The organism is Chryseobacterium sp. MEBOG07, from assembly GCF_021869745.1.
Lineage (GTDB): Bacteria > Bacteroidota > Bacteroidia > Flavobacteriales > Weeksellaceae > Chryseobacterium > Chryseobacterium viscerum.
The window spans coordinates 3,184,909-3,201,781 of sequence record NZ_CP084579.1; the positions used below are offsets into that span (position 1 = coordinate 3,184,909).

Annotated in this window: 9 protein-coding genes; 5 read left to right on the forward strand and 4 right to left on the reverse strand. The window is 37.3% G+C overall.

The window, feature by feature from the left end:
• Window positions 1-22: 22 nt before the first annotated feature.
• From LF886_RS14720 to LF886_RS14735, 4 genes are read right to left on the reverse strand one after another with little or no spacing between them, the layout of a single operon-like run.
• Window positions 23-2,245, reverse strand: a complete 2,223-nt coding sequence (locus LF886_RS14720; RefSeq protein ID WP_236850233.1) for a glycoside hydrolase family 3 N-terminal domain-containing protein — start codon at window positions 2,243-2,245, stop codon at window positions 23-25.
• 9 nt (window positions 2,246-2,254) lie between these two features.
• Window positions 2,255-3,679 (reverse strand): glycoside hydrolase family 30 protein, encoded by a 1,425-nt coding sequence (locus LF886_RS14725; protein WP_236850234.1) that lies wholly within the window; start codon window positions 3,677-3,679, stop codon window positions 2,255-2,257.
• A 3-nt stretch (window positions 3,680-3,682) separates the two neighbouring features.
• Window positions 3,683-5,221, reverse strand: a complete 1,539-nt coding sequence (locus tag LF886_RS14730; protein ID WP_236850235.1) for a RagB/SusD family nutrient uptake outer membrane protein — start codon at window positions 5,219-5,221, stop codon at window positions 3,683-3,685.
• Between the two features lie 10 nt (window positions 5,222-5,231).
• Window positions 5,232-8,144 (reverse strand): SusC/RagA family TonB-linked outer membrane protein, encoded by a 2,913-nt coding sequence (locus LF886_RS14735; protein WP_236850236.1) that lies wholly within the window; start codon window positions 8,142-8,144, stop codon window positions 5,232-5,234.
• A 251-nt stretch (window positions 8,145-8,395) separates the two neighbouring features.
• On the opposite strand from LF886_RS14735, the gene LF886_RS14740 reads away from it, so the two are divergent.
• From LF886_RS14740 to LF886_RS14760, 5 genes are all read left to right on the forward strand, one after another.
• Window positions 8,396-9,505, forward strand: coding sequence for an MFS transporter (locus tag LF886_RS14740; RefSeq protein WP_236850237.1), 1,110 nt, complete (start codon window positions 8,396-8,398; stop codon window positions 9,503-9,505).
• Between the two features lie 16 nt (window positions 9,506-9,521).
• The gene (locus tag LF886_RS14745) at window positions 9,522-10,310 is read left to right on the forward strand and encodes an NUDIX hydrolase (protein WP_236850238.1); all 789 of its coding nucleotides are present in this window, start codon (window positions 9,522-9,524) and stop codon (window positions 10,308-10,310) included.
• Window positions 10,311-10,438: 128 nt separating this feature from the next.
• Complete coding sequence (locus tag LF886_RS14750) at window positions 10,439-11,617, forward strand: acyl-CoA dehydrogenase family protein (protein ID WP_124531068.1); 1,179 nt, start codon at window positions 10,439-10,441, stop codon at window positions 11,615-11,617.
• A 162-nt stretch (window positions 11,618-11,779) separates the two neighbouring features.
• Window positions 11,780-13,738 (forward strand): T9SS type A sorting domain-containing protein, encoded by a 1,959-nt coding sequence (locus LF886_RS14755; RefSeq protein WP_236850239.1) that lies wholly within the window; start codon window positions 11,780-11,782, stop codon window positions 13,736-13,738.
• Window positions 13,739-14,069: 331 nt separating this feature from the next.
• Complete coding sequence (locus LF886_RS14760; RefSeq protein ID WP_236850240.1) at window positions 14,070-16,865, forward strand: TonB-dependent receptor plug domain-containing protein; 2,796 nt, start codon at window positions 14,070-14,072, stop codon at window positions 16,863-16,865.
• The last annotated feature ends 8 nt before the right edge of the window (window positions 16,866-16,873 follow it).

The window sequence follows — 16,873 nt, forward strand, 5'->3', positions numbered from 1 at the left end:
ACCCTTTCCTATTGAATGGAGCTTATTTCACCCAATTAATTCTTTTGGTTTGTACATGCTGAGAATCGGTTCCGATCATAATATCGAATTCTCCGCTTTCCCAGTCAAAGTTCAAATTGTCATCAAAAAATTTCAGATCTTCCGGTGTCAGTTTAAACTCTACTTTTTTACTTTCTCCTTTTTTGATGAGTATTTTCTGGAAACCTTTCAATTCCTTTACAGGTCGTACTACTTTTCCGAAAAGATCCCTGATATAAAGCTGTACCACTTCTTCACCATCATATTTCCCTGTGTTGGAAACGGTAACGCTGATATTCAAAGTCTGGTTTCCTGTAAGGCTTGCCGAATTTAAAACCATATCAGAATATTTAAAATCGGTATAGCTTAATCCGTATCCAAACGGATATTTCGGATCGTTATCAAGATCTATATAGGCTGAAACATAGTTTCTGTCTGTATTATTTTTTGCCGGTCTTCCTGTATTATAATGATTGTAGTACACAGGAATCTGCCCTTCTGTTCTCGGAAAACTCATCGGAAGTTTCCCTCCGGGGTTCACAGTCCCAAACAAAACATCTGCAATGGAGTTTCCTGCTTCAGTTCCCAACCACCATGTATATGCAATTGCAGGGATATGATCTGCTGCCCAGTTGAAGATCAAAGGTCTTCCTGCATTGATCATCAGAATGATTGGCTTACCAGTCTTGGCAATTTCTTTCAATAGTTCTTCCTGTACTCCTGTAAACCCGATATTGCTTCTGCTTTTCGCTTCACCACTCATCGCATGGCCTTCTCCTAATGTCATAATGACAACATCTGCTTTTTTTGCCGTTTCTATCGCTTCTGCAAATTGAGTTTTGTCCTGATCATCAACATTACAGCCTTTTGCATATAATAAAGTGGAATTTTTATCCAGTTGATTTTTAATTCCGTCAAACTGCGAAACAATTCTTTGGTTATCATCTTTGAAAGCGATAGACCAGAAACCGTGATTTGCCACCGTTTCTTTTCCAAAAGGACCAATCAACGCAACAGTTTTTGTAGTTTTTGAAAGTGGAAGAATATTTCTCTGGTTTTTAAGAAGGACGATACTTTTTGATCCAAATTCTCTTCCGAATTTTCTATTCTCCTGATTATCGGTCTGTTCTTTCTGCCTTTTTTCACTGCTGAATCTGTAAGGATCGTCGAAAAGCCCCATTTCGAATTTTTTGGTTAAAATTCTTGCAGTTGCATCATCTACCAGTTTTGGATCTACCTTTCCTTCTTTCACCAGCTTTGGAAGTTCCGCCATGTAAACACGGCTTTCCATATCCATATCACTTCCGCCCTGGATTGCCTTCTCAGCGGCTTCACCGGCATCTTTAGCATAGCCATGAGGAATCATTTCTCCGATACTCCCCCAGTCTGAAACCACAAAACCTTTATAATTCCATTTTCCTTTTAAAAGATTTCTCTGAATATATTGATTAGCGGTCGCCGGAATTCCATTGATATCGTTGAAGGAATTCATAAAAGTAGCTACTCCTGCTTCTGCAGCAGCTTTGAATGGTGGAAGATAAGTTTCATTCAGTTGTCTGAGACTCATATCCACAGAATTGTAATCTCTCCCACCAACAGCTGCACCATATGCAGCAAAGTGTTTTGCACATGCCATCACAGCATCAAGACTTCCTAACCCTCTGCCCTGGAACCCTTTGATCCTTGCCAATCCTATTTTTGTTCCCAGATAGGTATCTTCCCCGGAACCTTCCATTACTCTTCCCCATCTCGGATCTCTGGCAATATCTACCATTGGAGCGAAAGTCCAGTGAATACCATAAGCCGAAGCTTCCGTTGCAGCAATTCTTTCTGATTTTTCGATCATTCCCAGATCCCAGCTTGCTGCCTGTCCCAGATTCACAGGAAATGTAGTACGGTATCCATGGATAACATCCTGTCCGAACAGTAAAGGAATTTTCAGCCTTGACTGCATGGCCAGTTTCTGAAATGCTTTGGTTTCTTCAGAGCCCGCTACATTCAGCATAGAACCTACTTTCCCTTTTTTAATTTCTTCCAAAACTGCTGCTGAATTAGACTGCTGGGGTCCAGTAGCATATTCAAACCCGCTGTACTGGACCATTTGCCCTACTTTTTCCTCTAAAGTCATTTTAGAAAGCAGCTCTGCTACCTTCTGATCAATGGTCTTCTGTCCGTAAACATTCATTCCTAATGTGGAAAGTGCCAGTAAAAAATATGCTCTTTTCATTGTATCGAATTAAAAAATATAGGTTGCCGTAGAACGTCCCGAGATTGCTACAGCAGCAGTTTTCCCGGCAAATTTAATATTAAAATTTTCATCTTCCTGATTATCGTTCTGCACAATTAAAACTATTTTCCCAGATTGAGTCATAAAAGCTGCTGTTGAAAGTTTATCAGTCTGCGTGGAAGCAATACGCTGAGAGCCTGCAGGAACAAATTTTGAAGCGTGGGCAATAATATAATAGGCAACATTTCTGGTAAAGTTTTCACTATCAGAAATCGTAATAGCTCCTTTACACTCTGTACATCCACCGTCTGTATGCGGGGCATATTTCGGATCGTTTGCAAGATTCCATTCCAAAGCAATTTTGCTCCAGTTTCTCATAGAACCAATAATTACATTTTTGGTATGCCAGTTTAGGTCTTCAGTAAAAGTTCCTTTTGAGCCTGTCCACTGTTCGGTAAAGTATAAGTTTTTATCAGGAAAAGCATCATGCACAGTGCTTAATGCAGAGATATCTCCTTCATACAAATGAAAAGCAGATCCATCTATATACTGATTAGCTTTAGAATCTTTTAAAATATCAATAGCGTATTCAGGTTTGTTGCAATTGTGATCATAAACAACAATTTTGGTAGAGATTCCGTTGGCTTTAAAAACAGGTCCTAAATGGTTCTTTATAAAATCCCCCTGCTGTTCTGATGGCATATACAAACTTGGATTATTTCCAGGATGCAAAGGTTCATTCTGAGGAGTTATGGCATCAATCGTAATGCCTTCTTTTTTCATCCCCTGGATGTATTTTACAAAATATTGAGCATAGGCTCCATAGAATTCAGGTTTCAAGCTTCCTCCTTTTGATTTCCAGTTGTCTTTCATCCAGACAGGAGGAGACCACGGTGCTGCAATGATTTTTATTTTTGGATTGATTGCTAAAATCTCTTTCAACATGGCAATAAGTACTTTATCTTTTGCCAGACTGAATTTTGAAAGAGAAGCATCGGTTTGCCCTGCAGGCAGATCGTCATATGAAAATACTTCACCATCAAGATCGGATGCTCCTATACTTAATCTTAAGTAACTAATGGAGATTGAATTTTTATCGTTTCCAAAAAGTTCGTTAAGCAATGCTTTTCTTTTGGAAGGAGACAATCGGTTGATTACCTCAACACTTCCTCCTGTCAATGTATATCCAAAACCATCAACATATTGAAACTTTTGAGAATCATCAATTTCAATATTCTGAAAGCTGTTGGAGTTATTTACAAATTTAACGGGAGTCTGCAGCTGTAATTTTACGGTTTCATCGCCTTTTGTAAGCCAATACTGCACTTCGTTTCCTTTATTGTTAGCAAGTGATGTACATGATAAAGGAAAAAGGGCCACACCACTAAGTAGTGCGGCACCTCTAAAGAAACTATATAAGTTGTGAAACTTCATGTTTTAGTATCCTGGGTTTTGTTTTAAAGCAGTATTTGCCAACTCATTAAAAGGAATAGGCAGAATTTCACTTTTCCCTGCTTTAAATCCTCTTGTTCCCAGTTTTGACGGTGCATCTCCCCAACGAACCAGATCAAACCATCTGTGGCCCTCTCCTGCAAGCTCTCGTCTTCTCTCGTCTTTAATAGCCTGCAAAGAAACTGGAACTGATGCCAAACCGACTCTTGTTCTCACCGCATCTAATAATGCCTGAGCTCTTCCTCCTGAACCTCCTAAAGCTTCAGCTTCCATCAGGTAAGTATCTGCTAATCTTATCGCAATATAATTCTGACGGAAATTCAGTTCTGTAGGTCCTGGCAAAGTAGATTTGTCTGCATTTCTCGGTAAGTATTTATTCAGGAAATATCCTGTGTCTCTATATCCAGGTGAGTAGGTAATTTTACCTTCGTCTTTGAATTTTTTACCATTGAAAATAGTAGCATCCAAACGGGGATCTCCCTGCATGAAATTAAATAGGTCATCTGTAACAGGATTGAATCCCCAGCTTGCATAAAGATCCGGAGCATCATTATTCGGAACATTGGCAACACGCCCGTAAGACTTGATACCTAGCATTACATTTATAGAGTTCCCTTCATCCTTTCCGGAGCCCCAGAACGGCCAATCGGCATTACTTACGTTGGTATGCATCACTTCAAGAACAGATTCTGTGGTAAACTTATTATCTACCTTCCACAAATCTGCATAATTAGCAATAAGTTTATATCCATATTGGCTGGTTCCCCCAGGAGTACCATTTACCTCCGCAAACTGGGCCGCTGCTTCAGTATTCTTTTTATCATATAAATAAATTTTACCCAAAATAGCACGGGCTGTACCTTGTGTGATTCTGCCTTTTTCACCTGCCCCGGATGGAACCATCATAAGGTCTGGTATTGCAGAAACAATATCAGATTCTATTTGAGCATATACTTTCGCCGGATCTTCCTGTGGAATATTATAATAATCATCTGTAGCCAAAACTGGTTTCAGAATAAGGGGAATATTTTTGAACATTCTTAAGAGTTCAAAATAGTATAATGATCTCAGTACTTTGGCTTCTGCAACAAATCTCTTTTTTGTCTGCTCATTCATGCTGGCACCCGGAATTCTATCTAACAAAAGATTAGCCTTTGCAATCCCTTGATAATAGTCTTTCCAATAGCTGGGAGGCATGATAATTGGATTGATAGAATAATTTGAGAACCCTTGAATTCCCGCTCCATCTGAAGAATTCCCTCCTCCTGAGTAGAAATCATCAGAGGCTCCATTGAAGAATGTCACCATGTTTTCAAATCCACCAGAGTATTTTCTCAGCATATCATAGGTAGCTACCAAACCGGTGAATGACTGTTCTTCATTTTTAAAATAGTTGTTTGAATCAAAAGTACCTGTATTTTTTACATCTTCTAAATTTCCTCTGTCACAAGATACTGCTCCAAAACTAATACCTGTTAGAAATAAAACAGATAGACTTCTATAGATAAATCTTTTATTTTTCATTTTTTAATTATTAAAATTGAACATTAGCTCCGAAAAGGAAAGTTCTCGCTTGTGGATAGAAAGCCCTGTCTATACCAAATGTATCTGCTCCTGCAATTTCAGGATCATAACCTGTATATTTGGTAAAAGTTGCAAGATTTTCTCCTGTCACATAGAATCTGATTTTTGAAGCTCCGATAGATTGTGCCGCATCTTTAGATAAAGTATAGCCTATCTGAACCAATTTAAGACGTAAGTAATCTCCTTTCTGAAGATAATAATCAGACATTCTGGTATAGTTTTGATTATCATCATTTCTTGTAACTCTCGCTATTATATTGGAGGTTCCTTCACCCGTCCAACGGTCCAAAATAGCTGTTTGGTAATTGGCTTCCTGAATATCAAGTCTTCTCAGACCCTGGAAAATTTTATTACCAGCCTGCCCCTGAGCGAAAATCATCAGGTCGAAATTCTTATAATTCATATTGATCGTAAGTCCAAACGTATATTTTGGTACCGAATTACCCAGATTGATATAATCTTTCTCATCAATCACTCCATCTCCGTTTGCATCTAGTCTTTTGAAATCTCCAGGTTTTGCATTAGGCTGAATTAATCCTCCATTCGTATTTTTATAGGCATCAATTTCCGCCTGATTTTGGAAAACGCCCAGATTTTTATACCCATAGAAAGAACCGTAGGACTCACCAACCTGTAATCTGGAAACAGCGCCCAGCGTTTGGAAAGAAGCAAAGTTGACATAAGGTCTGTTATCTTCAAGTCTTGTAATTTCATTTTTCAAATAAGCAAGATTACCGTTGACAGAAAAACCAAAGTCTGCCCATTTCTTTTTGTAACCTAAGCTTACTTCAACTCCGTCGTTGTTCATATCCCCAATATTTCTATATGGATTATTAATTAATCCTAAATAGCCAGGAAGCTCAACTCTTCTTAAAATATCGGTACTTTTCTTTCTGTAAACATCAACACTTAGATCAAAATTTTTGAAAATCTTAAGATCTGTTGCAATATTGAACTGTGATGTTCTTTCCCATTTCAAGTTGGGATTTTCCAGGGTACTTGGTGCATATCCGACACGGATAATATTATCTCCGAAAGTATAATTACTTCCCGCTATTAAGAAATTGGCAAACTGGAAGTCATCAATCGCATCATTACCCAATACCCCATATCCTCCTCTCAGCTTAAAATTGGTGATCACTTTATTTTCAGGCCAAAAGCTTTCGTTAGACACATTCCAGCCTAAAGACATTGCCGGGAAGTTCCCCCAGTGATTATTGCTTCCGAATTTTGAAGATCCATCTCTACGGATTGTTCCTGTAAAAAGGTATCTGTTATCATAATCATAAACCACTCTGGCAAAATAAGAAGCTTTGTGTGTCTGCTTCCCATCCCAGGCATTCCCTGTTTTATTTTCCGGAGAGATATCAAAATTGAAAGATGCATCTTCCCAATTATTTACCGGAAGATTGGTAAATCTTGTATTTTGTCCTGAAGAGATATTGTATTCATAGTAACCTTGTCCGAGTAATACATTTAAACTATGCAATCCAAACTTATTTTGATAGGTCAGTGTATTTTCAGTACTCCACTCAAATTTTTTATCAGTTTGTCTGAATAGACTGTTGAAGTCATTTTTATTAGCTGTACTCAGGTAATTAGTTGGTGTAAAGATCTGCTCTCCCCAATAAGAAAGCTTCCCATTCATGCTTGATTTAAAGGTGATATGTTTATTAAGCTTTAGTTCAGCAAATACATTGGCTATAATATCATCAGACCATTTGTATCTTCCTAACTGAGTTTGTCTGAAAGCCAGCGGATTGGTCATCTCTTTACTTACATACTGTGAGATTCCATATGCATTTCCATTAGGATCTCTTACATAATTTGGATTATTAACATAGTCACTAAAGTTAGGCTCATTATTAATCCCATTTTTTACAATGACAGGAGTCAATGGATCCAAGTTAATTGCTGAACTTAAAGGTCCTCCAAATTCACCATTATCAGTAACTCCCTGAGATCTTGTATGAGTATACGCAAAAGTTTGGCCTATTGTCAAAAAGTCGAATACTTTGTGAGTTGAATTTAATCTGGCATTCACTCTTTTATAGTTTGAGATATCTCTCAGTACAATACCTTGCTGATCATAATACCCAAAAGATGAATAAAAAGTAGATTTATCATTTCCTCCACTAATACTAAATTCATGAGACTGACGCTGTGCACTGTTAAAGATCTGTTTTTGCCAATCTGTTCCCACTCCGTATGATGAAGGATCTCCCAACACAGGCTTCAGCCCATCGTTGATGTAAGACTCGTTCATGATGGCGGCATATTGTGATCCATTTAACAGGTCGAGCTTTTTAGAAGCATTTCCAACGCCAAAGAAGCCATTATAGGAAAGATTCATTTTCCCTTTTGCACCTTTCTTTGTTGTGATCAAAATAACTCCTTTTGCAGCAGATACTCCATAAATGGCGGCAGAAGCTCCATCTTTAAGAATTTCCATTCCTTCAATATCAGACTGATTCAACCAGCCAATATTATCCACTACAATTCCGTCTACCACCCATAAAGGATCATTACTTCCTGCTCCGAAACTGGTAATACCACGAACGCGGACCGTAGCAGCGGTTCCCGGCTGTCCTGAATTTGATATGACGGAAACACCGGCAGCCCTTCCTTGAAGTACCTGTTCTGGCCTTCCTGCTGTTGGAGAGTTGTCAATATCTGAAGCTTTAATACTTGATATTGCTCCAGTCACATTACTTTTTTTCTGACTGCCGTAACCAATCATTACGACCTCGTCTATTTTATTTTCTTTTGGGACAGTGTCCTTTACGGTAGTCTGCGCATTGAAATTTGCTGTAAAATACAGCACAGCAATGACTCCAAGACCTCTTGATAATATTACACTCATATACAGTTATTGTTTAATTCTCAAATTGAGACAATAAAAATATATTTTTTTTCAATTAATTAACATTCTATTCACAAATATTTTAATTTTTCTTTTATTTTTCAGGGTTAGAAGCCCTATCTTCGCATCAATATTTCATAAAATTTCAAAAAAAAACAATAAAGAAGTCTCCCAAAATGGTCATCAAGCTTTCTAAAATTTCTCTTCCTTTAAAACTTTCCTTTCTTATTTTTTCAATGGTTTTGAACTGTATGGGACTTATCATTTTGCAGTTGTCTGAAGAAAAAGTAACCTATGGAGAACTGGGACTTTTAGAATCTTTTAAAGACTTGCCTATTGCTTTTATTTCTCTTTTTGCAGTAAGCTTTATTAACAAAACAGGAACGAAGAAAGCATTGATTTCGGCTTTGGTGATTGTAGGTTTTTGCTCTTGCCTTCTTCCGTTTATAGAGGTTTTCTGGTTTTTTAAGCTGTGGTTTGCCATCATCGGAGCGTGTTTTGCTATTGGCAAGATCTGTGTATTCGGGATTATCAGAAACAATATTTCGGATGAAAAGTCACTGGCAAAAACGATGAATAATGTGGAAGCTTCTTTTATGATCGGAATTTTTGTCGTCAATACCTTTTTTGGATGGGTGATATCCAGTTCTTATTCTGAATATTGGAAATTTTGTTTTTTAATCATCGCTTTCTTAGCTGCAATCACTATATTTTTGATTTCAAAGACTGAAATATCAGAATCTAAACCTCTGGAAAATAAGAATATCTTCTCTGAACTATCAGGATTTATGACCCCTACAGTAATTTTATTTCTGGGAGTTGTTTTTTCTATTGTTTTTGTAGAACAGGGATTCAATTCATGGCTTCCGTCTTTTTATAAAAACCACCTGAAAGTCAATTCATTCTTTGCCCTTCAAGCCACCTCTTTCCTTGCCGTGTTTTCGTATGCAGGAAGAACGATAACAGCTAATATCATCCGAAGGTTTTCATTACCGAGTTATTATATTTCCTGCATGGCTTTCATTATTGTATTGCTGTTAATTATTCTAGGAATACAATATTTTGAATCTGTAAATTCAAGATTGATTCTTTTCTTATTTCCGGTAATAGGTTTCTTTTTATCTCCCCTCTATCCTGTCATCAACTCGAAGATGATCGCACAGGTTGATAAAGAAAAGGTTAATCTTTTTACTTCTCTTATTGTCATTTTCTCCTCTCTGGGCAGCTCTGTCAGCTCTATTATTATGGCAATATTATTTGAAAAACAACTATTAAATTTCTATCCTTTATATATTTTATTTTCTGTAATTCTTCTTTTTGGGATTAGTTTTGTATTTTTTAATGTTTCAAAAAGAAAATAGTTTTATTTTTACTGCCATGAAAATCAAAGACACAAAAAGTAAAGAAACACTTCGGGAACTTATCGATACAAAAGATTTTGTAGCCCATATATCTGTTGACTGCACTATATTCGGCTTTCATAATAACATTTTGAAAGTTCTTCTTTTAAAGTACCATGATCTTGATTTGTGGTCACTTCCAGGTGGTTTTGTTTTCAATGATGAAGATTTAAGGGAGGCCGCTGAAAGGGTTTTGCATGAGAGAACACATCTTAAAGGTTTATTTTTGAAGCAGTTTCATACTTTTGGAAGAATAGACCGTACAGAAAATAATGTTCACCAGATTCTTCTTAAAAATAAAGGAATAGAAGTTCCTGGAGACCACTGGATTTTTCAACGATTTGTTACCGTAGGATATTGCAGTCTTATCGACTTTTCATTGACGAATACTTTTCCTGACGCTTTCAATGAAAGCTGTGAATGGTTTGAGGTCGACAACTTACCCAAGATGGCTTTTGACCATGACCGAATCATAGAAACTGGATTAGAATATCTTAGAATGAATATTAATACGGAAGTGGCAGCCAGTAATCTGCTTCCTGAGAAATTTACGATGAAAGATCTTCAGTCTCTTTATGAAACTATTTTGGGACAGAAATTCAGAAGAAATAATTTTCAGCGTAAAATTTTAAGCTTAAATATCCTTGACAGAATGGAAAAACTGTATGACGGTTCAGCCAATAAAGCACCTTATCTGTATAAATTTAAAACTGAAGTTCATAATTCTACCAATCAGTATCCTATCTCTAATGATGAGGAGGTCTAAAATGTAGAATTTATCCTATAAACAAATAAAAAGGGCATTATCTGTCTGAAAACCAATCTCAAGATAAGTTTTCAAAAAAATTTCTCAGACACCACGAAAAATGCTACTTTTAACCAAATCAAAAAATCATGTCATATTATCCTCTTACAAGCATCCCTGATTATTATGGAATTGATGCTTTACTTACTGAAGAACACAAACTAATCCGCCAATCTGTAAGAGACTGGGTAGAGAGTTTTGTAATGCCGCAGATTGATCAGGCCGCTCAAAATCATACAGATATTCCTAATCTTATGAGAGAATTGGGGAAAATCGGGGCATTAGGACCTTATATCCCGGTTGAGTATGGCGGTTCAGGATTAGACCAGATTTCTTATGGTCTGATTATGCAGGAATTGGAAAGAGGAGATTCCGCAGTACGTTCTGCTGCTTCGGTTCAGAGCTCTTTGGTGATGTTTCCTATCAATGAATTCGGTTCTGAGGAACAGAAAATGAAATATCTTCCTAAGCTTGCTGCCGGAGAAATGATCGGATCTTTTGGATTGACAGAACCTAACCACGGTTCAGACCCAAGTTCTATGGAAACTTATTTTAAAGATATGGGAGATCATTATCTTTTGAATGGGGCTAAAATGTGGATCACCAACTCTCCTCTATGCGATATCGCTGTGGTATGGGCAAAAAATGAGGAAGGGAAAGTACAGGGATTGATCGTTGAGAGAGGAATGGAAGGATTCACGACTCCTGAAACTCATAATAAATGGAGCTTAAGAGCTTCTAAAACCGGAGAATTGGTATTCAATAACGTAAAAGTTCCAAAAGAGAACCTTCTTCCTGGTGTAACAGGACTAAAAGGACCTCTATCTTGTCTGAACTCTGCTAGATATGGAATTTCATGGGGAGTAATCGGTGCTGCTATTGACTGCCACTGTACTGCTGTTCAGTATTCTAAGGAAAGAAATCAGTTTGGAAAACCAATCGCTTCTTACCAGCTTCAGCAGAAAAAATTGGCTGAATTCTTAACAGAGATTACAAAAGCACAGTTGTTATGTCTTCAGTTAGGAAACCTTAAAAATGCTCACAAAGCAACTCCGGCTCAGATCTCTATGGCTAAACGTAACAACGTAAATATGGCGATTGAAATTGCCAGAGAATCCAGACAGATCCTTGGTGGTATGGGAATCATGGGTGAATTCCCAATGATGAGACACGCTGCTAACTTAGAATCTGTGATCACTTACGAAGGAACGCATGATGTTCACTTGCTGATCACCGGATTAGATATTACAGGAATCAACGCTTTCTAAAGAAAGACAAAAAATATAAATAAAAGAGTCTGGCCTTCGGCCAGACTCTTTTATTTTACTCACTTTACAGAGAATTGATATTCAATGAATAATTATTGATGCTATAATATTTTTGTCTATTTGTTAAAGTTATTACCTTAATGAACACAAAAAATCATCAATATGAAAAAAATTACGACTTTTTTAATGGGTCTTACCGCTCCATTCTACTTTGCACAGCAAGCAGGAGATCTGGTAAGCGCTGAACAGAAACTGGATTTAACACCACAGGGAGTCATCAATTTTATCGCCAATAATCTGGGTGAGCAGAACGCCCCGGAATTTGCCAATTACCTCAACGGTTTTAATGTTGGTTTAAAAGGTTACAAGATTACTTATTACACCAAAAATGAAAAGAATGTTCTTGTAAAAGCCACCGGACTGCTGATGTACCCTAATGTAGGATTTAAATTATCAACAGTTGTATCAGATCATGGAACAACAGACAGCAGAAACAATGTTCCGTCTAATTTCAAGGGAACTTTAACTGCAGGATTTGTTGTTGAACTGTCTTATGTACTTAATGGCTATGTTTTAATGGCACCTGACTATGTAGGAATGGGATCTGGAGACGGAGTTCATCCTTATGTAGACTATGCCACTGAAGCAGGAGCTACTATTGATTTTATTACTGCTGCCAATAAAGTGCTTGGACAATTGGGTGTGAAACGCTATGATGAATACTTCCTAGCCGGATATTCCCAGGGAGCGCATGCTGCCATGTCTACTTTAAAAAGATTAAGCATTTCAAATCCCAATAATATCAAATTCAAATATGCGTATATGGGTGACGGTCCCTATGATTTCTCTGGAGTTACTCTAAATAAAGGAGTTCTGGAAAAAGATTTTTATCCGTTTACCTCATTCCTTGCCAACGTTCTTCATACCTGCAACAACACAGGATATAAAACCTATAATAACAACATTTCGGAAGTTATTTCTGCAGAATATCTTGATAAATATAATTATCATGTTGTTCAGGATAATGGGGGTCTTTTATGGGGCCCTGTGATATGGCGAAAATTATTTACACCCAACTTTGTAAACGATGTCACCACCAATCCTAATAATAAACTCAGACAATGTATGAAACCAAAGGATGTCTACGATTGGTACAATAAAACACCTATGACATTGGGGCATTCTACTGTAGATCTGGCCATTCCGCCTGAAAACACATCCAAAACCATCGATGTTCAGCGTGGATATTATGCATGGTGGGACCTGAATAAGTACAAATTAGATTCTTTTTACTGGGGACCTATCGGACATGTAGGAGGAATTCTGCCTTTCACCTTGGCTTCCAATGTCAAATTCAATACTTTGAGAAGCGGCGGGCTTCTTAATGAATGGGCAATTGCAGGATCCATTTTCGGCAAACAGTCAGCAGACAAAACTAATGAAAAGACCGCTCTGCTTCCATCTCAAATAAAACCTGATCTTGGTGCTATGGAACTGGTTGAAATTACAGATTTCAATAAAGAGAAAGCACAGAGCAGAACCGCAACTGACCGCAGCTTATCTACTTTAAAAGATGGAGTTTACCTGTTGAAAGTATCAGAAAATAATGAAAATAAAATAATTCCATACATCAAAAACACTCCTAAAGAGGTTTCTGAAAACGAAATCGTACAATCAGCAACGCCATCTGTTCTACAGTTAAAAGTTGATCAGAATGAACTTTCTGCTGTCTATGTTTTTGATGAAAGTAAAACGCTGGTCAAAAGCATTTCTCAGAAACAATACCGTGAAACCGGAGGAATCAGTCTGCAGGATCTGGAGAATAAAAACTACACTTTTGAAGTGGTCACTCCATATTATAATCTTCAGTTCAATAAAGCAATTGGCGGTACACCATCTTCCGAAAGTAATACAGATATCTTTACCCAAAAACAACACATTATTGCAAAAGCCGGCAATGACATTAAAAACATCAGCATTTACAGTATTTCCGGTTCTCTGATTGTTCAGCAGGAAGTTAACAAACCCCTATTTGAATCGAGAAATTTAGAACCGGGAGTATATCTTGTACAAGTCACTCTTTCTAACGGAAAAGTCATTCATAAAAAAGTAAAACTCTAACTTAATCCTCTTCATAATATCATTTCAAGTTAATTTTGGCACTTCAGCAATGAAGTGCTTTTTTGTATACATTCTTATTGTTGCAATCTATCTTCCTGAATTAAGCGATAAAATAACTCCACAAAAAATAATTGGAAATAAAACTCAATGAAAGACAAGCAGAATTACGTAATTCATTATTATTAATCATTTTACATCCTAAAATTTTAATTTTCAATAAATATTATTTTAAAATCGCATAAATGATTCTTGTCATTTATTTTAAATTATTCTAAATAAAATTAGCAAACTTATACTGAGCCTGTTACTTTTGCCGAAAGAATAATGCCAGATGGTACATAATGACTCCCAATCCCCTTTGAGGCTCCGATTTTTCAGTTTTCTTATTTTTCTCACAACAATTACAGCAGTCAAGGCACAGAACCTACCGTTTACAATCACCTTTGAAATAAAGAATAAGGATCAAACTTCAGTAAAAGGCTCTGAAATAAAGATTTTTTCTGAAGAAAACACCTATACAGCGTCTACCAATGACAATGGAATGGCAGTAGCGCACCTTATTCCGGGAAAATATACAATAGAAGCCTGGAAAAACGGAATTATTGGGTATTCTGGCAAGATATCCGTAACAAAGTCTGAAACATTCGTTTTCCCATTTTCAGAGAAACTCAATACTATTGAAGAAGTCGTTATCACCGCCAAGGAAGGAAAAGGGCTTACCTCCTCCTCTATGATCAGCCAGCGGGCGATGCAGCATTTACAACCTTCGAGCTTTTCCGATCTTTTGGAACTTCTTCCCGGAGGGAGATCTGGAGACCCGGTTATGAATCAGGCTAACAAAATCAGTCTTCGTGAAACCGGCAGGCCCGGCAGCGATTATAATACTTCTTCCATGGGGACTACTTTCCTGCTGGATGGAGCTCCTCTGAACTCTAATTCTAATCTGCAGTATACCTATGATTTTTTAGATAAAACGAATAACGGTCTCAAACGAAGACTTAATATAACCAGTGGTGTAGATATGCGAAGTATTTCTACAGACCAAATTGAAAGTGTGGAGATCCTTCGCGGAATTCCTTCTGCAGTCTATGGAAACCTAACTTCCGGAATTGTAAAAATCACCAATAAATCCGGCTATACAAAATGGAAAGCAAGATTTAAAGCAGATGGCTACAGTAAACTTTTTGCGGTGAGCAAAGGTTTTGAAAATAAGGAAAAAGATCTGAAAATAAACACAGGTATAGATTACCTGAATGCAAAATCCGACCCAAGAGACCGACTTGAAAGCTATAAAAGAATAACCGCTCACCTGGGTGTTATAAAAGAAAAAAAATATGATCGTGGAACGGCTAGATGGCAGAGCAACCTTAGCTATACTGGTTCACTGGACGGTTCAAAATCTGATCCGGACATCGATTTGTCTGAACTCAATTCTTATGAAGTGAACAATCATCTTTTGAGCCTTTCCAATCTGTTTACTTATACTAAAAATGAGCCTTCGTTCTATCGATCAACCGAAATCCAGGCAACCGTTAACCAAAGATTTGACAAAATAAAGCAGACTAAATTTATCCAGCTGGAAAATGCAACTGCCTTTCCTTTATCAGCAACTGAAGGGGAATACGATGGCTACTATCCGGAACCCCGCTATATTTCAAACTATACCGTGGACGGAAAACCTCTTGATTTGTTTATCAAAATGATCAATAACTTTCAGGTCAATTATAAATCGATAACGCATGAGTTTAATGCCGGATTTGACTGGCAAATGAGTAAAAACTGGGGCAAAGGACAATTATTTGACATCTACAGACCTATTGATCCCAAGGCGACATTCAGACCGCGTGCTTACCGTGATGTTCCTGCTTATATGACTTCTGCATTGTTTCTGGAGTCTATCAATTCATTACAAGCAGGTAAGCACAAGCTTACACTGGCATTAGGACTAAGAGGAAATACGATGATGAATCTGCCTTCTCATTTCAAAATGAACGGGAAATTGTATGCAGACCCCAGAGCCAACTTTCAATGGCAACTCCCTTCTTTTGATTTGATGCAAAAAAAAGCAACCATAGCTTTAACATTAGGATATGGTAAGCAGAGCTTATTCCCTGATCTTAATCTCCTGTATCCGGAACTTATTTACAAAGACATTCAGCAGTTGAATTATTTTCATAATAATCCAAACTATAGAAGAGTCAATTATAAAATACTGATTTACAACCCACAAAATCCGGACATAGAACCTGCTGTGAATGAAAAGTTTGAAGCAAGAATAGATTTCAGTCTGGGAGCACATCAGCTATCGGTTACTGTTTTCAAAGAAAATATGCGCAATGCCTTCCGTTCTATGAATGAATACGCTTTATATCAGTACAAAAAATATGATACTTCAGGACTGAATCATGATGCCATCACTTCCCCGCCAGATGTGAGTACACTTCCCTATCAGACAGTGAATGAAAACTTTCTTTATACGACTCAAAAAAACGGCAGCAAAGTAGACAAAGAAGGGGTGGAATTTCAATATTCCTCCAATAGAATCCCTGTAATCAACACTAGGTTTACTGTAAATGGAGCATGGTTCCGAACGAAATATGGCAACAGCCTTCCGGTATACAGAGGAAGAGATTTGTTGATCGACGGAAGACCTTATCCTTATCTGGGATTATATGACGGAATGGAACCCAACTCTGTAAATGAAGTATTGAATACCAACCTGATGATGGATACTTATATTCCCCGTCTGGATCTTGTTTTTTCTTCATCATTCCAGTTTTCATGGTATTCTATGAGAAAACTTCTTCCCATGAGCGGAATCCCAAGTCATTATGTGGATCAGAATGGTACTGTGCTTCCTTATAATCCGGATTCCGTAAAAGGAACAATTCTGGAAAGCCTTATTATCGCTCAGAATGAAGATCTATACAACACCTCCAGAAGACCTATGGAAATGAACGTCAATCTGAAAGTAACCAAAAGTTTCAGAAACAAGGCAGTTGTTGTCTCCATGTTTGTGAACCGATTATTCAGCTATTATACCCCTTACAACATCAACGGATTTACCATCAACAGAAAAGGAGCTTATGATCCTTACTTCGGAATGGAAATCAATTTCAATTTATAAACAATTTC